Source organism: Gillisella vitis (genome assembly GCF_021559775.1).
In the GTDB taxonomy this organism is placed as follows: Bacteria; Pseudomonadota; Alphaproteobacteria; order Rhizobiales; family Rhizobiaceae; genus Allorhizobium; species Allorhizobium ampelinum.
This window is the reverse complement of sequence record NZ_CP056047.1, coordinates 40,968-58,669: the sequence shown is the minus strand read 5'-3', so window position 1 is coordinate 58,669 and position 17,702 is coordinate 40,968. Positions and strand designations below refer to the sequence as shown.

18 protein-coding genes and 1 tRNA gene are annotated in these 17,702 nt (G+C 57.1%); 8 read left to right on the top strand and 11 right to left on the bottom strand.

Annotated elements, in window-relative coordinates; translation table 11 throughout:
- Positions 1–34 precede the first annotated feature (34 nt).
- Complete coding sequence (argB, locus tag AVCG78_RS00285; protein WP_015914753.1) at positions 35–922, bottom strand: acetylglutamate kinase; 888 nt, start codon at positions 920–922, stop codon at positions 35–37.
- A gap of 101 nt (positions 923–1,023) precedes the next feature.
- Between argB and AVCG78_RS00280 the strand changes: the two genes are divergently transcribed.
- The 3 genes from AVCG78_RS00280 (at position 1,024) to AVCG78_RS00270 (ending at position 3,136) form a co-directional block, all read left to right on the top strand.
- Positions 1,024–1,605, top strand: coding sequence for a sigma-70 family RNA polymerase sigma factor (locus tag AVCG78_RS00280; protein WP_015914752.1), 582 nt, complete (start codon positions 1,024–1,026; stop codon positions 1,603–1,605).
- Complete coding sequence (locus AVCG78_RS00275) at positions 1,602–2,324, top strand: anti-sigma factor (RefSeq protein WP_071202593.1); 723 nt, start codon at positions 1,602–1,604, stop codon at positions 2,322–2,324. Before AVCG78_RS00280 ends, AVCG78_RS00275 begins: the two co-directional genes overlap by 4 nt.
- Positions 2,325–2,578: 254 nt before the next feature.
- Entirely contained in the window at positions 2,579–3,136 is a 558-nt protein-coding gene (locus tag AVCG78_RS00270) for a fasciclin domain-containing protein (protein ID WP_015914750.1), read from the top strand.
- 191 nt (positions 3,137–3,327) lie between these two features.
- Here the strand turns inward: AVCG78_RS00270 and yihA are convergent, their stop codons facing one another.
- The 4 genes from yihA to rpmH all read right to left on the bottom strand — a co-directional run bounded on the left by yihA (position 3,328) and on the right by rpmH (position 6,480).
- Positions 3,328–3,987, bottom strand: a complete 660-nt coding sequence (gene yihA / locus AVCG78_RS00265; RefSeq protein WP_071202592.1) for a ribosome biogenesis GTP-binding protein YihA/YsxC — start codon at positions 3,985–3,987, stop codon at positions 3,328–3,330.
- Positions 3,988–4,073: 86 nt separating this feature from the next.
- A complete protein-coding gene (yidC, locus tag AVCG78_RS00260) occupies positions 4,074–5,924 on the bottom strand; it encodes a membrane protein insertase YidC (RefSeq protein ID WP_071202590.1) in 1,851 nt (616 codons plus the stop codon).
- Complete coding sequence (rnpA, locus tag AVCG78_RS00255; RefSeq protein WP_071202587.1) at positions 5,924–6,313, bottom strand: ribonuclease P protein component; 390 nt, start codon at positions 6,311–6,313, stop codon at positions 5,924–5,926. The genes yidC and rnpA overlap by 1 nt, the downstream gene beginning before the upstream one ends.
- 32 nt (positions 6,314–6,345) lie before the next feature.
- Positions 6,346–6,480 (bottom strand): 50S ribosomal protein L34, encoded by a 135-nt coding sequence (rpmH, locus tag AVCG78_RS00250; RefSeq protein ID WP_080516945.1) that lies wholly within the window; start codon positions 6,478–6,480, stop codon positions 6,346–6,348.
- A 440-nt stretch (positions 6,481–6,920) separates the two neighbouring features.
- Between rpmH and AVCG78_RS00245 the strand changes: the two genes are divergently transcribed.
- The 3 genes from AVCG78_RS00245 (at position 6,921) to AVCG78_RS00235 (ending at position 10,868) form a co-directional block, all read left to right on the top strand.
- A complete protein-coding gene (locus AVCG78_RS00245; protein ID WP_071202586.1) occupies positions 6,921–8,393 on the top strand; it encodes a sensor histidine kinase in 1,473 nt (490 codons plus the stop codon).
- 157 nt (positions 8,394–8,550) lie between these two features.
- A tRNA-Arg gene (locus AVCG78_RS00240) sits at positions 8,551–8,627 on the top strand.
- Between the two features lie 378 nt (positions 8,628–9,005).
- On the top strand, positions 9,006–10,868 hold the full coding sequence (locus tag AVCG78_RS00235) for a methyl-accepting chemotaxis protein (RefSeq protein WP_234665124.1): 1,863 nt from the start codon (positions 9,006–9,008) through the stop codon (positions 10,866–10,868).
- Positions 10,869–11,000: 132 nt separating this feature from the next.
- Here the strand turns inward: AVCG78_RS00235 and AVCG78_RS00230 are convergent, their stop codons facing one another.
- From AVCG78_RS00230 to AVCG78_RS00220, 3 genes are all read right to left on the bottom strand, one after another.
- Complete coding sequence (locus AVCG78_RS00230) at positions 11,001–11,795, bottom strand: EF-hand domain-containing protein (RefSeq protein ID WP_071202582.1); 795 nt, start codon at positions 11,793–11,795, stop codon at positions 11,001–11,003.
- 231 nt (positions 11,796–12,026) lie between these two features.
- Positions 12,027–12,779, bottom strand: coding sequence for a pyrimidine 5'-nucleotidase (locus AVCG78_RS00225; RefSeq protein ID WP_071202580.1), 753 nt, complete (start codon positions 12,777–12,779; stop codon positions 12,027–12,029).
- A gap of 82 nt (positions 12,780–12,861) precedes the next feature.
- Positions 12,862–13,806, bottom strand: coding sequence for a nucleoside hydrolase (locus AVCG78_RS00220; protein ID WP_012654844.1), 945 nt, complete (start codon positions 13,804–13,806; stop codon positions 12,862–12,864).
- Between the two features lie 211 nt (positions 13,807–14,017).
- Between AVCG78_RS00220 and AVCG78_RS00215 the strand changes: the two genes are divergently transcribed.
- Together AVCG78_RS00215 and AVCG78_RS00210 are read left to right on the top strand one after the other, a co-directional pair.
- Positions 14,018–14,446: an Hsp20 family protein gene (locus AVCG78_RS00215; protein ID WP_012654843.1), complete on the top strand. Its 429-nt coding sequence runs from the start codon at positions 14,018–14,020 to the stop codon at positions 14,444–14,446.
- Positions 14,447–14,589: 143 nt separating this feature from the next.
- Positions 14,590–14,847, top strand: a complete 258-nt coding sequence (locus AVCG78_RS00210; protein ID WP_012654842.1) for a BQ00720 family protein — start codon at positions 14,590–14,592, stop codon at positions 14,845–14,847.
- A 230-nt stretch (positions 14,848–15,077) separates the two neighbouring features.
- On the opposite strand, the gene trmB is transcribed toward AVCG78_RS00210, so the two are convergent.
- The 3 genes from trmB to AVCG78_RS00195 form a co-directional block, all read right to left on the bottom strand.
- Positions 15,078–15,776, bottom strand: a complete 699-nt coding sequence (gene trmB, locus AVCG78_RS00205; RefSeq protein WP_071202577.1) for a tRNA (guanine(46)-N(7))-methyltransferase TrmB — start codon at positions 15,774–15,776, stop codon at positions 15,078–15,080.
- A 5-nt stretch (positions 15,777–15,781) separates the two neighbouring features.
- Positions 15,782–17,020: a methionine adenosyltransferase gene (gene metK / locus AVCG78_RS00200; RefSeq protein ID WP_071202575.1), complete on the bottom strand. Its 1,239-nt coding sequence runs from the start codon at positions 17,018–17,020 to the stop codon at positions 15,782–15,784.
- Between the two features lie 174 nt (positions 17,021–17,194).
- Entirely contained in the window at positions 17,195–17,617 is a 423-nt protein-coding gene (locus AVCG78_RS00195) for a helix-turn-helix domain-containing protein (protein ID WP_012654839.1), read from the bottom strand.
- Positions 17,618–17,702: the final 85 nt, after the last annotated feature.

Genomic DNA, 17,702 nt, shown 5'->3' with positions numbered 1-17,702 from the left:
TTCAGCGCGGCGCCGAAGGCCTGATTGCATAGCTTCAAGGCACGATCAGCGTACCCGCGCCATGTTCCGTGAAGATTTCCAACAGCACGGAATGCGCCGTCTTGCCGTTCAGGATGACAACACCATGCACGCCGGCATTGATCGCGTCGATGCAGGTTTCGACCTTGGGGATCATGCCACCGGAAATCGTGCCATCCTTGATCAAGGCGCGGGCCTGGGCGACCGACAATTCCTTGAATAGCTCGCCATTCTTGTCCAGTACACCAGGGACATCGGTCAGAAACAGCAGGCGGTCGGCCCGCAGAGCACCGGCAATGGCACCGGCAAAGGTATCGGCATTGATATTATAGGTATGCCCGTCCCGACCGGGGGCAACGGGGGCGATGACCGGGATCATTTCGGATTTCGCCAGGAGATCGAGCAGCGTGCGATCGACCTCGACCACTTCACCGACAAAGCCCAAGTCCAGAACCCGCTCAATATGCGAATCGGGGTCAATCACGGTCTTCTTGGCTTTTTCGGCAAATACCATATTGCCGTCCTTGCCGCAGAGCCCAATCGCCCATTCGCCGGTCTGGTTGATCAGCGCGACGATTTCCTTGTTGATCGATCCGGCCAGCACCATTTCAACGATTTCGACGGTTTTCTGGTCGGTGACGCGCAAGCCACCTTCGAATTTCGATTCGATCCCCATCTTGGTCAGCATTGCGCCGATCTGCGGGCCACCGCCATGCACAACAATCGGATTGACGCCGGACTGTTTCAGCAGCGCGATATCGGCGGCAAAGGCCCGGCCCAATTCTGCGTCGCCCATGGCATGGCCACCATATTTCACGACAATCGTCTTGTTTTCATAGCGCTGCATGAAGGGCAACGCCTGCGCAAGAAGGCGGGCCTGGGTTTGGCTTTCGGAGGCGCTCATTGAGGATCCCTTCGGTTGGTTCGGCGCCTTTTACCTCAAGAATACGGCAGATGGAATAATCCAGACGGCACTGTTGATCGAAATGATATGGGGAAACTGCAATGAACGCAGCTATCCCTGGACCATTACGCGAAGTGGATGCATGGATGAGCGATGAGATCGGGATATTGCTGGGGAAAATTGCGCTCAAGGACCGTATGGCCCTGTCGGAGCTCTATCGACGCACCAGCCCGAAACTTTTTGGCATCTGCCTCCGTCTGCTGAAAGACAGGAGCGAGGCGGAAGACGCGATGCAGGAAATCTTCGTAAAAATCTGGCAGCGAGCTCAAAGCTTCGCCGCGACAGGCCATAACGCCATGGGCTGGCTTGGCACCATCGCGCGTTACCATTGCATCGACCGCCTGCGCACGCGGACGCCAGTTTCTATAGAACTCGACGAGGCCTGGCATGTTGCCGACAGCGCACCAGACCCGGAACAGACCGCCAGCATACGCAGTGAAGGAAAGCGCATTGACAGCTGCATGGAAGCGTTGGAAGCTGATCGTGCCGCCGCCGTGCGGCAGGCCTATGTGGAGGGGCTTAGCTATCAGGAGTTGGCGGAGCAGTTCAATGTACCGTTGAACACGATGAGGACATGGCTGCGACGCAGCCTTTTGGCATTGAGAGAGTGCTTGGAAAGATGACGACACCGGATCAGAGCAAGGGGGACCGCTCCAGGGACGAGGTTCTGGCGGGGGAATATGTGCTCGGCGTGCTTTCGGCCCAAGGCCGCGTTGAGGTGGAGGCCCGGCTGAAGCGGGATAGACCCTTCGCCGCCATTGTCCAGCGCTGGGAGGAAAACCTTTCACAGTTCAATGACGACTATGGCGTGGAATTGCCGCGGCCGGAAAGTTTCCAGAAGCTGGAAGCGCGGTTGTTTATCGACCGGAGCAACGGCCCGGCTGGTCCCTGGGCGAAACTTTGGCATTCCGTGCCCTTCTGGCGCGGCCTGTCGTTGACCAGTCTGATCGCGGTCGCCAGTCTGGTCGGCGTTGAGCTTGGCATGTGGGAAAGCCGTTACGCGGTGCGTCCGCTGGTGGCAGATCTGCAAACTCAAAATGCAGATTTGTCGCTGGTTGCCAGCTATGACAGGCAAAGTGGACGGTTGCGCGTCACGCCGGTCGCGTCGCGTGCCGAAGGTCAGAAGTCGCTGGAATTATGGATGGTCGAGGCGAACAAGCCGCCGCGCTCGCTTGGCGTGCTCCCGCAAACGGGTGAGGGTGAATTCCTGGTTCCCGACAGCATGCGCACGCGTCTGAAGGATGGCGTCACGCTCGCCGTCAGCATAGAGCCTTTCGGCGGCTCGCCGACGGGGATTGCCACTGGACCGGTGATCGCTTCCGGCAAAACCCATATCCCTTAAGAGAAATAGTGCTTTAAAATCAAAATATTAAAAGTCATTTTCACTTTTCTGCTCAGACCCTGAAACTCTTTTTCCCAAACCTCCGTCTTTACCATTGTCCCCGCCTTTGCGCGGGGACGTTACAACGGCCTGCATCTGGCTACACCATCCAAGGCTGCTGTATCGGTTTTCAATCTGCTGCATGGTTTCTGGCCGATCCGGCCTGCGGCCATGCGAGCCAAAGACATAATCAACCGGGAAGAGGACCTAGACCCATGACCAAGACCACCCTTCGCCTGCTGGCCGCCGTTTCCATCATCGCGGCCGGAAGCGCCGTGGCCTTTGCCAAGAACCCGATGGTCGGTGGCGCCGCCATGTATGAAAACAAGAATATCGTTGAAAACGCCGTTAATTCCAAGGATCACACGACCCTTGTCGCCGCAGTCAAGGCGGCTGGCCTGGTCGAAACACTGGAAGGCAAAGGCCCGTTCACGGTCTTTGCACCCACCAACGAAGCCTTCGATAAATTGCCAAAAGGCACCGTGGAAACCCTGCTGAAGCCGGAAAACAAGGAAAAACTGACCAAGGTGCTGACCTGCCACGTGGTTGCCGCCGATGCCATGTCCACGGCCATCGAAAAGATGATCAAGGACGATGGTGGCGAGCATGACGTCAAGACGGTTGGCGGCTGCGTGCTGAAGGCCAAGGAATCCAAGGGCAAGATCACCCTGACGGATGAGACCGGCGGTGTTGCCCATGTGACCATCGCCGATGTGAAACAGTCGAATGGCGTTATCCACGTCATCGACAAGGTCTTGCTGCCGAAGATGTAACCCCCTCACAGTCTGATCTGGAAGAGCGGCTGGCGGGCCGCTAATCCGGTAAAGACTGGCAGTTTCGGCAGTGCCCGGCGGTAGAGTGCCACCTACCGCCGGGCTTTTTTTATAATCTCGTCAGGCACATCAAAATAAGTGCCTTAACCGACAGGCCCAGCGGTTACGCCAAGGCCGGGAGCCTCATGACATCAGCCGAAATGCCCGACGGTTTCGCAAATTGCCGCACGCAATTCTTTCAGTCCCTTGTCCTTTTCCGAGGACGTCGACAGGACAAAGGGATAGGCCGCCGGACGCTTGCGGATTTTCTCGAGGGTTTCCTCGATCAGACGCGGTACGCCCGCCTCCTTGATCTTGTCGGTCTTGGTCAGCACGATCTGGTAGGACATCGCCGCCTTGTCCAGCAGCGTCAGCACATCTTCATCATTGGCCTTGATACCATGGCGGCTGTCGATCAGCAGATAGACCCGCTTCAACGTCGCCCTTCCGCGCAGATAGTCGAAGACCAGCTTGGTCCACGCGTCCACATGGTCTTTGGGCGCCTTGGCATAACCATAGCCCGGCATATCGACCAGCGCCATCGGCGGCAGGTCATCGCCCTCGCCGCTATAGCCCTCGGGAACGAAATAATTCAGCTCCTGGGTCCGGCCCGGCGTGTTGGATGTGCGCGCCAGACCCTTCTGGCCGACGAGGGCGTTGATCAGCGATGATTTCCCCACATTGGAGCGCCCCGCGAAGGCAATCTCCAGAGGGCCTTCCGGCGGCAGAAATTTCATCGCTGGCACGCCGCGGATAAAAATCCATGGCCGGCCGAACAGCGGCTGGTCGCTCGTTGCCTTTGTTGCAGTCATCGTCTTCTCTCCTGCGGCAGATCCTGATCCACCGATCAAACAAAAACCCCGGCGCGAGGCCGGGGCTTTGCTGTCATCTGGCCTGATTATTTGGTCTTAGCGGATTTTCGCCGCAAAAGCCCCTTGAGATTGTCGAATAGCTCGATCTTTACCCCATGGCGCTTCATAATGATCGACTGCTGCAACACCGACAGCGTATTGTTCCAGGCCCAGTAAATCACCAGACCAGCCGGGAAAGACCCAAGCATGAAGGTGAAGACCAGTGGCATCCAGTTGAACAGCATGGCCTGGGTCGGGTCCGGCGGCGTCGGGTTCATACGCATCTGCACGAACATGGTGATGCCCATGATGATCGGCCAGATGCCGAGATGCAGCATGGCGGGCGACTCGAACGGCAGCAGGCCGAACAGGTTGACAAAGCTGGTTGGATCTGGAGCCGACAAGTCGTGAATCCAGCCAAAGAACGGCGCGTGACGCATTTCAATAGTGATATAAATCACTTTGTAGAGCGCAAAAAACACCGGGATCTGCAACAGCAACGGCCAGCAGCCAGCAACCGGATTGATCTTCTCGGTCTTGTAGAGCTCCATCATCGCCTGTTGCAGGGCCATGCGGTCATCGCCGTGCTTGGCCTTCAACTCTTCCATCTTCGGCTGCATGCGCTTCATATTGGCCATGGACGCATATTGCTTGCTGGCCAGCGGGAAGAACAACAGCTTGACGGCAATCGTCGTCAGCAGGATAGCCACGCCGAAATTGCCAACCTGACGGAAGAAGAAGTCCATCAGTTTGAACATCGGCTTGGTGAGGAAATAGAACCAGCCCCAATCGATCAGAAGATCGAAACGAGGAATGTCATATTGTTGTACCGTGTCTTTGGCACCGGCAAACAGATTGGTAAACGCCTGTCCGAACCAGGACTTGTCGAGCGCATAGCCATCAACAACAGGAACTTCCTTGGCGCCGGCAAACAGCAGCGTCTTCAGCGTGGTCGATTGGCCCGGTGCAATCGTCACAGGATCGTTCTTGTAATCCGCCTGGAAGCGAGCCTGACCATCGGTAAAATGCGAGAAGCGGGAATCATAAGCCAGCGATTGCGGTGGCACGAGGGTCGCTGCCCAATATTTATCGGTAATCCCGAGCCAGCCACCGGTTGCCTTGGCGTTGGTCTCGTTTTCTTTTTCGATAGCCGCATATTTTGCTTCGACCGAGGCAAACTTACCATCGCCCGAGCCCATCACGCCGATAAAGCCTTCATGCAGCACATAGGTGGAGGCAACGGCGGGCTTGTTGTAGCGGGTAACACGGCCATAGGGGGCAAGGCTGATGTCAGCACCCCCGGCATTGGCAACCGTGTCTTCGATCGTGAACATATAATGCTTGTCGACCGAGATCTTCCGGCTGAAGGTCAGGCCCGCGTCATTGGTATAGGTCAGCGTCACCGGTGTGCTTTCGGTCAGCGTCTGGCCATCCTTGACCGTCCAGACCGTCGATGGTCCTGGAACGCTGCCGGATTTCTCGCCGCCGATAAAGCCTATTTCGGCGAAATAACCGTCCTTGGTATCGGCCGGATTGAGCAGGGTAATGATCGGGCTCGTCTTGTCGACGGTCTCGTGATAGCCCTTCAGGCGAAGATCGTCGAGCCGTGCACCCGTGAGATTGATGGAGCCGGACAGCGCTTCGGTATTGATTTCAACCCGAGCCGACTTGGCGACAGCGTCTTCGCGGCTTGTCGTGGCGCTGGCCTGGGTCTGACCCGGCAGGGCGCCATTGACGGCAGCGCCCGGCGTTGCCTGAGTGGCCGGGGTCTTTGCCTGTTGGGCCTGCTCAGCCTGTCTTTGCGCCTCGATCCGCGGGTTCATGTAGAAGAACTGCCAGCCCAGGACGACCATCACCGACAGTGCAATCGCGATGAGATAATTGCGGTTGTTTTCCATCATACTTTCCTGGAACGGGCCGTATCTTGACGCCGAACATTGGATTTTTCTTGAATACGGCGCTGCAACACGTCCCGAAGCTCGCCAAAAGGAGCCGCAAGCACGTCGCGTCGCGCAACGATCACATAGTCATGTCCGGGCTGCATTGCAAAGCCCGCGCCAGTCCGCACAGCTTCTTTTAACCGGCGTCGCATACGATTGCGCTCAACAGCATTGCCATGCTTTTTCGTGACGGTGAAACCGACGCGAGGCGGCGTATCGGGTTCGGCCCGATCCAGCACTTCCAGGAGAATGTAGCGCCCCTTGCGCTTTTCGCCGACGCGAACAGCAAGAAACTGCGGGCGGCTTTTCAGCCGCCCGACAGTTATGGATGTCTTAAGTGACGTCATAAGCCCGGCGCTTTCATCGGGCCAACCCGGCCTTAAGCCGAAAGACGTGCGCGGCCGCGAGCGCGACGAGCACACAGAACCTTACGGCCACCCTTGGTTGCCATGCGAGCGCGAAAGCCGTGACGACGTGCGCGAACGAGCTTGGACGGTTGATAGGTACGCTTCATTTTTTTAAATACCGCGGTGTGCGGCCCTTCTTGGGTTTGCAACGAATTGCAAGAGCGTTAGGATTAAGGCAAGCATTACGGGCCCGCAGAACGGGAAACCTATGCAAGCCGCGCGGCTTATACGGAGGATAGAGGCGAGAGTCAATCTCGCCAGGGCTTTCCCGGGTTTAGAACCACGCCAAAATCCACCGGAACCGGGCGTTTTTTTCGCTTGTCGCCATTCAAGCATACGCCTGCCAGACCCATCAATTATCCCTCGCTTAAAATGCTAGACCGAGCCTGATTCACCATATTTGATGTATTGCGCCGGAACCGAAATCTTTGCTGCACCGCATTTTACCGGATGCATGAGGCATGGTATGCTGTGGTCGACATGATGCGGCACAGCTGGCAAACGGTACAGAAAACCAAAGTGCCACCCGGCAAAATGAGGCTAGTCGATGGGCAAGCGAAAGGCACAGGACGCAAAGCAGGCGCAGGCAGCGTCGATGCCCAGCCGGTTGCGCGGCCTTTCCGGCAAGCTGCTGGTGTTGACCGTCATTTTCGTCCTTGCGGCGCAGGTGCTGATTTTTGCGCCTTCGATTGCCACGATGCGCCTCAATTGGCTGAAAAACCACATCAACAAGGCCGCGGCCGCCGCAGTGGTGATTGATGGGCTACAGCCGCCTGAACTTCCCAAGGACGTCCAGGCCGACACCCTGCTTGCCACCGGAACCAAGGCGATTGCGCTCACCAAGGATGGCACGACGCGGCTGCTGGCCATGGCGGACATGCCACAAGAAGTGGATGGTCAATATGACATTTCCGATGTGGGGACATTGACCGCCATCAAGGACGCAGTCGACACCCTGCTATTCGGCGGCAACAGATTGATCAGCGTTTCCGGTCCGATCGGCGATACCTCGATGCGGGTGGAAGTGGTGATGTCCGATGCGCCTCTGCATCGCGGATTATTGGCTTATGCAACGCGCATTGCCGTCGTGTCGTTGATCATTTCGGTGATCACCGGCCTCCTGCTGTTCGTGACGCTGAACCGGATGCTCATCAATCCGATTCGGCGCCTGAGCCGCAATATACAGGCATTTGCCAGCGACCCGGAAAATCCTGATAGGGTCATGGAAGTGGTCAGTGGTCGCGACGAATTGACCTTTGTCGCCCGCCATCTGGCCACGATGCAGGAGGATCTGCAAAAGACCCTGAGGCAGCAGAAAAGCCTGGCCGATCTCGGCCTTGCCGTTTCCAAGATCAATCATGACATGCGCAATATCCTTGCCTCTGCCCAGTTGATGTCCGACCGGTTGGTGGATGTCGACGATCCCATGGTGAAGAGCTTTGCGCCTAAACTGGTCCGCACGATCGACCGGGCCGTGGGCTATACGAGTGAAGTGCTTGCCTATGGACAGGCTTCGGAAGCCGAGCCCCGCCGGCGCAGGTTTGTGCTCTCCACGCTCAGCCAGGAAGTGCAGGATATCCTTGCCCTGGACAAGGGCATCGACTTTGTCGATCAGATTTCACCCGAGATAGAAATCGACGCCGACAGCGAACAATTGTTCCGTGTCATTCATAATCTCTGCCGCAATGCTGCCCAGGCGCTTTCATCCGCCATGACGGAAATGACCACCGCAACACCCCGCATCTTGCTATCGGCCCACCGCATCGGCAGCGTTGTTGCAATCACCGTTGACGACAACGGCCCTGGCCTGCCGCGCAAGGCCCGCGAAAACCTGTTCACACCGTTTCGCGGCTCAGCCAGATCGGGCGGCACGGGCCTTGGCCTGGCCATCGCTCGCGAAATCGTGCTGGCGCATGGGGGAACGATCGCGCTTATGGAAAAACCCTCCTCCGGCACACAGTTCCGGATCGAAATTCCAGACAGGCCGGTGGCGCTCGATACCTTCCGGCTTCGAGCATAATGAAGCCGGCTTCAAGAATGACGGCGAAAAGACAAATTTCTTCAGGCCGTTAGAGACAAACTGGAAATCAAACCGGATTTTTTTACCGATTCTGCTTGCAATCAAACACGTCTCGCTTTAGAGGATCGGCACGCCAACGGAAACGACGGCGTCAGACGCACCCGTAGCTCAGCTGGATAGAGCACCAGACTACGAATCTGGGGGTCAGGAGTTCGAATCTCTTCGGGTGCGCCATTTTCCTCTTAAAATGATTAGTTGCTTTAACGCTCGTGTGTTTATGAGCCCTGTAAGCGCGTCTCTAGATGCTCGCTCATCTGGAGCAAAGGTGAACGGGCTCTCCGAAGCTTTTACTCAGTCTGGTAATGGGATCGATGAGGCTTTAAAATCAGCCCATCGAATTTTTGCTTTCAGTGACAATATGTCTCTCGCCGTGGCACAATCATAGGGCGTAAAATTTGCCTTCATATTCCTTATATTACCGATAACTTCATTTTTAATTTATCAATTTGGGTCAATCCTCAGGCAGCCAAATATTGGGATGCCAGCCTGGGGGGCATAGTGATGAGTTTGAGGATTTCAACGCGATTAATGGTCATGGCAGGGGCAGCACTGATGCTTGTCATCCTCCTCGGCCTGTTCAGCTACAAGCAGACGTCCGTGGTCTTTTCGGCAGCCTCCGATACACGGCAGGTGTGGATGCCACGGATGGCGAAACTGGATGGCATTCAGTTTACCATGTTGCGCTATCACACGACGACGATCCGCAAGACCATTGCCGTCGATCCCGCCGAGATCAAAGGGTTGGATGACGAATTCGTGGAAATGGATGCCTCCATTCCGAAATCCTATGCGGATTTCCGCGCAACCCTGCGCAACGATGCTGAGAAGAAATTGTGGGGCGATTTCGAAGCCAAGTGGACCCGCTATCTCGAATTTCAAAAGAAGATCATCAACGCCGTCGCCGCCAAGGATCAGGTTGCAGCAACCGCCGCAATCGCCCCAGCCCGTCAGCCGCTGGTCGACAGCTTCATTGCGCTTGGCGAAATCATCAAGCTCAACGATAGCGGTGCGGCAGCGTCAAGCACAGCTGCCGAGGCTGCCTATACGCAGTCCTCCTATGTCACCATTGGCGTCATTCTGTTCGGCGTGCTGTTGATGAGCGTCCTGACCGTCTGGATCATCCTGGGCGTGTCACGCCCTGTGACCCGCATGGCAAAGGTGATGCTGCATATTGCCGATGGCAAGCTGGATGTCACGGTACCCGACGCCGACCGCAAGGACGAAATCGGGGAAATGGCTGGCGCCGTCGAAGTCATGCGCCAGTCGGCCCTGGCCAAAGTCGCGCTGGAAGCACAGACCGAACAGAACCGGCTCAATGCGGAGCAGGAACGCAAGGATGTGCAGCGCCGCGCCGAGGAAGATGCGGAACGCCGCCTGAACGAAGCAACGGGGGCGCTGGCCGCTGGCCTGAAACGGCTGGCCTCCTGCGACCTTCTCTGCGAAATCGATCAGCAGTTTGCCGCCCAGTTCGAACCACTTCGCCACGACTTCAATGCCTCCGTCAACCAGTTGCGCTCCGCACTCGTGGCTGTGGGCCAGGTTGGCAAGGGTGTCACCAATGGCAGCGGTGAAATTTCGCAGGCTTCCGACACGCTGGCCAAGCGCACTGAACAGCAGGCCGCCTCGCTAGAGGAAACCGCCGCCGCGCTGGAGCAGATCACTTCCAACGTCCAAGCAACGTCCAAGCGGACTGGCGAAGCCCGCAATCTGGTGCGCAATGCCCGCCAGCATGCCGAACATTCGGCGACCGTGGTCAACAATGCCGTCTCCGCCATGGAGCGGATCGAGGATGCTTCGCGCAAGATCACCCAGATCATCAGCGTGATCGACGAGATCGCCTTCCAGACCAACCTTCTGGCCTTGAATGCGGGGGTCGAGGCCGCCCGCGCTGGTGAAGCAGGCAAGGGCTTTGCGGTCGTTGCCCAGGAAGTGCGCGAATTGGCGCAACGTTCCGCCAATGCCGCCAAGGAAATCAAGTCGCTGATCGGCAATTCGGAAGCGGCTGTCAGCGAAGGCGTCAAGCTGGTCAACGATACTGGCGAAGGCCTGACGACCATTTCCAAGGTGGTCGAGGACATGAACCAGCATATGGATGCCATTGCGACGGCCGCCCAGGAACAGGCCAGCGGTTTGGCGGAGGTCAATACCGCCGTCAACCATATGGATCAGGCGACTCAGCAGAATGCCGCCATGGTGGAAGAAATGAATGCCGCCGGGGCTGGTCTCAATCAGGAAAGCCGTCGCCTTTCGGATCTGCTCGCGCAATTTAGAACCGGAAACGATATCGCCCAGCCAGTGCGCTCGGCTCCGGCCTCGCCTGCGCCCAGAGCGCAGGCCCCGCGCAGAGCCCAGCAGTCTGTTCCGGTCAGCCATGGCAACGCCGCCGTCAGCCGCGACAATTGGGAGGAATTCTGATTTCCGGCAATGATGGCAGGCTGTCTTCTGCCTGGTCAATTAAACCAAAAAATCGCCGTGCGTCTCTGACGCACGGCGATTTTCATTGAGGCCTGGTTGCATACCCGCAATCGGTTACCCGATCGCAAGCAATCATGGCAGCAGCGACGGGCCCTTCGGGAAGTCATCGGCCGAAATGAACCCATCCTTATTGGTATCCAGACGGGTGAACAGCTTATCGAGCGCCGCATCGGCTTCGGCCTTACTGATCTGGCCGTTTTCATCGGTGTCGACCTTCTCCAGCAGGCGCATCGCACCCATTGGACCACCCATTGGCCCCATCGCCATCATCGGGCGATGGCCATGAGGACCACCCATTCGCTCGCCCTCAGGACCGCGTTCCTTCGCCCAACGTTCAGGCCCTGGACGATGCGGACCACAACCGGCCATGCCGTCATCAGGCGGCCCCATGGCGTCGTCTTCAGCACCCGGGCCACCTGGCGGCGGCGGTGGTGGCTGATCCGTCGCCTCGTCAGGCTTTGGCCCATTAGGATCGGCTGGCGCGGCACCCTCAGGCCCCGGAGGCTTCGGCATGTCGGCACGCATGGCCTCCATGCGTGCTTCATGGAACTTGCGCAGTTCACCTGGCGTCAGAACGCCGTCCTTGTCGGTATCGATGGCCGTAAACAGCTTGTCTTCAGCAGCCTTGGCCTCTTCCTTCGAAATCTTACCGTCCTTGTTGGTGTCGAATTGCTGGAGGGCAAAGATGAACATCGCTGCCGGTCCATGCATCATCATCGGACGGGGGCCGCAGGCGTCGCGCATTTCATCAGGCCGTGGTGGAGGTGGCGGTGGAGCCTTAACGTCTTTTGCAAATACGGCACCGGATGACGCGCTGACCAGCAGGGTAGCCGCCAGGGCAGCAATGGTCGTTTTCTTCGCACTCATGGAGTTTCCTTTCCTCGGTGCCACATCGTTTCAAGACCGGAAATCGGTTCTGTGATCGAACGATGCAGCCGTATAAACGTTGCAGAAGACCGTCGGCCTGAGGCAGGCTGTGTTCTGCAATATCGAGAGGATAGGCACTCGCCCCTGCGGCGGCCACTTAAGGTTCTGTAATGCTGGTTACTTTTTCGTAATGTTGTACTTAATAACGATCTAGCGCATCGGACCGATGCTCTAAGGCCTGTCTGGCTCACTCTGAACCTGAAACTCTCCAGCTGCCAAAATGGATGCGAGGAAGCCAGCCAGATCGTCGGTGGCATAATCGACATGCGCATGGCCTTCGTCACTATCCATCCGTTCCCAGCTTTCCAGCACCACGGCCTCCAGATTGCGCGGCACGAGCAGTACGGTTTTCATGCCCAGCGCCTTCGGCACGACGAGATTGCGCGGCAGATCCTCGAACATCGCTGCCTGCCCGGCATCGATCTGCTTCAGCCGGGTGAATATGTCATAGGTCTGGCTGGCCGGTTTCGGCAGATAGGCAGCAGCAACGATATCGAAAATGTCGTCGAAATGATCGAGAATGCCGAGCGCCCTCGCCGCTGCCTCGGCATGTTCCACCGTGCCATTGGTGAAAATAAACTTTCGCCCCGGCAGAGCCTTGATCGCCTCGCCCAGAGCCACATCCGGCAACAGGGCGGAATAATCGATGGCATGGGCCTTTTCCAGGAAATCGTTCGGATCGACGCCATGATGGGCCATCAGTCCTGCCAATGTCGTACCATGCTCATGATAGTAGCGCTTTTGCAGGATGCGCGCGTCATCCGGCTCCATCTGCAACAGATCCGCAACATAGGCGGTCATGTTGCGATCAATCTGGGCAAACAGATTGATGTGATGCGGATAAAGCGTGTTGTCGAGGTCGAAGACCCAATCACGGATATGGGTAAAATCGGCGGGCTCTGGTGACGTTTTCGGTGTGCTCATCTCTCAGATGTGCCACAGGCCCGGCCAAAAGAAAATGGCCGGGCCAAGACACCAAGAAGGATAAGGAGGATTTGCACCAGGTTTAAAGGCGCGCCAACCGTTCCGTCAGCAAGGCAAAGAAGCCGTCAGCATCGACATCGCGCATCACCTTGGCATTGGGCGTACGACCGGTCACGCGCCACCAGTCCACCACCGTCATGCCGACCGTCAGTTCAGATTCAGTTTCGATTTCCACGTTGCAATCACGCCCGGAAAACAGCTCCGGCTGGAGAAGATAGGCAATCACGCTGGGATCATGCAGCGGTCCACCATCCGAACCGTATTTCTCGATATCGAAACGCTCGAAAAACTCCAGCCAGTCCACCATGACCTTGGCCACCCGTGTACCGATGGCGCCAATGCGGGCAACCCGGGCCTTGGTGGTCAAAAGCTGGTGGGTGACGTCCAGCGGCATCATCACGATCGGGATGCCTGAACCAAACACAATCCGGGATGCCTGCGGATCGACATAGACATTGAACTCCGCCGCAGGAGTAATATTGCCGCCCTCAAAAAAGCCACCGCCCATCATCACCAGTTCACGAATACGCGGTGCAATATCCGGGGCCTTTTGCAATGCCAGGGCAATATTGGTCTGCGGTCCGAGCGTGCAGAGCGTAATGGTGCCCGCTGGTTCGCGGCGAATGGTGTCGATAATAAAATCGACCGCATGCTGGTCTTGAACCGGCATGACCGGCTCATCGACCTCGGCCCCGTCCAGCCCGGTCTTGCCATGCACATGTTCCGCCGTCACCTGGGGCCGCTCCAGAGGCTTCAGTGCGCCTTCATAGACCGGTAGGTCGGGCCGGCCCGACAGTTCGCAGACGATACGGGCATTGCGGCTGGTCATCGACAGGGGAACATTTCCTGCAACCACCGTCAGGCCGAGGACGTCCAACTGATCGGGACTGGCAAGCGCCAGCATGATGGCTGCGGCATCGTCCTGACCGGGATCGGTATCGATGATGATTTTTCTGGGCTTTTCCATGCGGGCCTATCCTTGGATTGATAGGGTTTGATGGACGGGCAGCCGGGCTATTGTCAAGATCTATCGTGCCGGTCAAACGCTTGTTTCCCGCCCTCGGGGCTCCCATATCTTAACCAAAGTACAGACATGCCGACCACCGGAAACACAATCCCGCAACGACTGGCCCGCAAGGACCGACTTGTCGTCTGGCGGGGGGCCAGACGAGGACAGAATGCGACGGACAAAATCCATCACCACACCCCTGCTGCTGGGTTTCGACATTACCGATGCCGTGTTGAGTCAGTTGGCCCGGACCAGCGACGGCTATCCGCCCTATAATATCGAGCTTGTTCGCCGCACGAGCGACCATGAAGGGGACCGGTTGAGGATTACCCTTGCCGTGGCGGGCTTTTCCGAGAGCGATCTGGAGGTTCTGGTCGAGGGAAACCAGCTCATCATTCGAGGCTCCCAGACGGAACGCCCGGATGCCGATTATTTGTTTCGCGGCATAGCTGCACGGAACTTTCAGCGCAGTTTCCTGTTAACGGACGGAATGGACGTTTCGCGCGCACGGATGCGAAACGGCCTACTGGTGGTCGAACTAATTCGTCCTGATACGCAGCAAATGGTAAGGAAAATTAATATTTCCGCCTCAGACTAGGATCATGGCGCTTTTGCACAAGTTCCTTGGACCGGGTTGGTTTGAGGACCACATCCTGCAAAAGATATAGGGTGTTACAGCAGATTTCGCGCGTCCTGGTGAAGGCTGTTGTGCCGCCCCTCCCTCAATGACGGAGATCCGGAATGTTGATTAAAGAAGCCACCTCCAAGCTCTCGAAAAATGAGCTGGCACATCTTGGCTCCGGCGAAGTGGGCTATATCCGCAAGATCCGTTACGACGAAGTGTCCCGCTGCTTTCCCGATGCTCCGGAAATTGACCCGCGCACGGATCTTTGGGCGCTATTTGCCGCTGACGGCACACCCATCCTGCTAACCGATAACCGCTCCTCCACCTTCTTCAAGGCCGCAGAAGACGAGTTGAAAACCGTCAGCCTGCACTGAGCTTTCATCGATAACGATTGACTAAAAACACCCTGCGCCATGCATTGCACAGGGTGTTTTGATTCGCACGTTGAGTGAAGATGAAAGCGTCTCCGCAGAGGCTTGAGCCTATAACAGGCCACGGCAAGACCTGCCTCAATCAAGCCTGAATATTTCAAAGCTTTTATGCAGTTGAGATACTCGAAATCTTTTCCAGTCAGGAAGACTCGCGGCTCTTCAAGAGCCTTGGATTATGTCCTGCGGAAGGTCAAATAAGCCGATGAGCGGCCTTCGCGGCGGGCTTTGGCCTCATAGCGCGTGCCTGGCCAGCCCTCGTAGGGCGTCAACCAATCGGCGGAGCTTTCGGCCAGCCAATCGAAACCGCCATGGTTGCGGCAATGCAGCAGCGTCCAGTTCACGTAGGTATCAATGTCTGAGGCAAAGCAGAAGATCGCGCCCGGCTTCAGCACACGATGAAACCGCTCCAGGTTGACCTCCGAGACGAAACGGCGCTTCCAATGTTTGCGCTTTGGCCAAGGGTCGGCGTAGAGAAGATCAATCTGGTCGATCGATGACGCTGGCAGCCAGTCCAGCAATTGCGTCGCGTCATCGTCATAGACCCGGATATTGGGAAGGCCCTCATCCTCAATCACGGCCAGCAACTTGGCCATGGAATTGACGAAGGGCTCGACGCCAATAAAGCCGGTCGTGGCATCATGTCTGGCACGGTGGGCCAGATGTTCGCCCCCACCAAAGCCGATTTCCAGGCGGATGCGCTGCACCGGCACAGGAAACAGTGTCTTCAAATCGCCAGGCACTGCCGACCCCAAGTCTAACTTGCGTTCGGGCAGGAGGTGGGTCATCCGCTCGACTTGCTGGTCGCGGAGCGGCTTTCCCTTGCGGCGACCGAAAAAGGCTTCGGTCGCCCGGCTACGGCGATCTGTGGTCATCGTGTTCAGCCCTTCAAGGCTTCCTTGAGCGGCTTGACCAGATCAAGCTTCTCCCATGCGAAGGAGCCGTCACGGCCAGCCTTGCGGCCAAAATGCCCATAGGCGGAGGTCTTCGCATAGATTGGCTTGTTGAGATCAAGATGACGGCGAATGCCGGTCGGCGACAGATCCATCACGCTGCGGATTGCCGCCTCGATCTGGTCCTCGGTGTGTTTGCCGGTGCCATGCAGATCGACATAGATCGACAATGGCTGAGCAATGCCGATCGCATAGGCGATCTGGATGGTGCAGCGCTCCGCTAAGCCGGCTGCAACCACGTTCTTGGCCAGATAACGCGCTGCATAAGCAGCCGAGCGGTCGACCTTGGTGGTATCCTTGCCGGAAAATGCGCCACCGCCATGCGGGGCCGCGCCACCATAGGTGTCGACTATGATCTTGCGACCCGTCAGGCCTGCATCACCATCGGGACCGCCGATCACGAACTTGCCGGTTGGATTGATATACCACTTGCAGTCATCGGCAACCTTCAGATCACCAAACGCCTCGAGAATATAGGGTTGAACGACCGAACGCACCTTGGCCGAATCCCAGCTTTCGTCGAGATGCTGCGTGGAAAGCACGATGGAAGCGACATCGGAAGGCTTGCCATCGACGTAACGGACAGTGACCTGGCTCTTGGCATCGGGGCCAAGCTTACCCACGTCGCCCTCGCCCTTTTTACGGGCCGCCGAGAGAAGTTGAAGGATCTTGTGGGAATAATAGATCGGAGCCGGCATCAGGTCCGGCGTTTCACCGCAGGCATAGCCGAACATAATGCCCTGGTCACCTGCGCCTTCGCCGCCTTCATGGTCGGCGGCCTTGTCGACGCCTTGGGCGATATGAGCCGACTGGGAATGCAGGAGAACGTCGATCTTGGCGGTCTTCCAATGGAAGCCGTCCTGTTCATAGCCGATGTCGCGGATTGCCTTGCGCGCCGCAGCCTTGAACTTGGCAGGGTTGATGACCTCATTGCCGTTCTTGTCGGTCTTCATCAGGCTCGGCGGCAGGCGAACCTCACCGGCGATGACAACACGATTGGTGGTCGCCAGCGTCTCGCAGGCGATGCGCACCGTCCAGGGATCCACCCCGGTCCGTGCCGCTTCACGATAGACCAGATCGACGATTTCGTCTGAAATTCGGTCGCAGACTTTGTCCGGATGACCTTCCGAAACGGACTCACTCGTAAACAGATAGTTTGAGCGCATGCGGGATTCCCCTCAATGAACCAGATGCTCCTGTGATAGAGGCTCCAAGCCTCAAAAACAAGGACACAACGACATAAATATATCTTTATGTCAGCAAGCCTTTCTCAAACGTGACCAAGACATAAAAAAAGCGGCTTAATCGCCGCTTTTTTTTCGAGCCCTGAAGGGTCCCGGTTATTCTGCGTCTGCGTCGGCGGCAAGCGCCTTGACCAGATCGACGACTTTACGGCGCACTTTCGGATCGTTGATCTTTACGAAAGCGCGGTTCAGCTGCAGGCCTTCGGAAGACGAGAGGAAGTCCACGACATAGTTGGAACTGGCCGCCTCGGAAAAGCCATTCGCGCCTGCTACAACCTGCTCACCCGGTGCATCCTCGAAAAAGAACGAGACGGGTACATTCAGAATGCTTGAAATATTCTGCAAGCGGCTGGCGCCGACACGATTTGTGCCTTTTTCGTACTTCTGAATTTGTTGAAACGTAATGCCGAGGCTTTCGCCCAGCTTTTCCTGGCTCATTCCGAGCATGGTGCGGCGAAGACGAATCCGGCTACCGACATGAATGTCGATGGGGTTAGGCTTCTTTTTGTTTTCGAGCATGTGACGATCCTGAAGACAGTTGAAATTGATCTTAACCCGTAGCGCTTGCAACTTCATATAACGTTACGTTGCACACGCCAGCGCT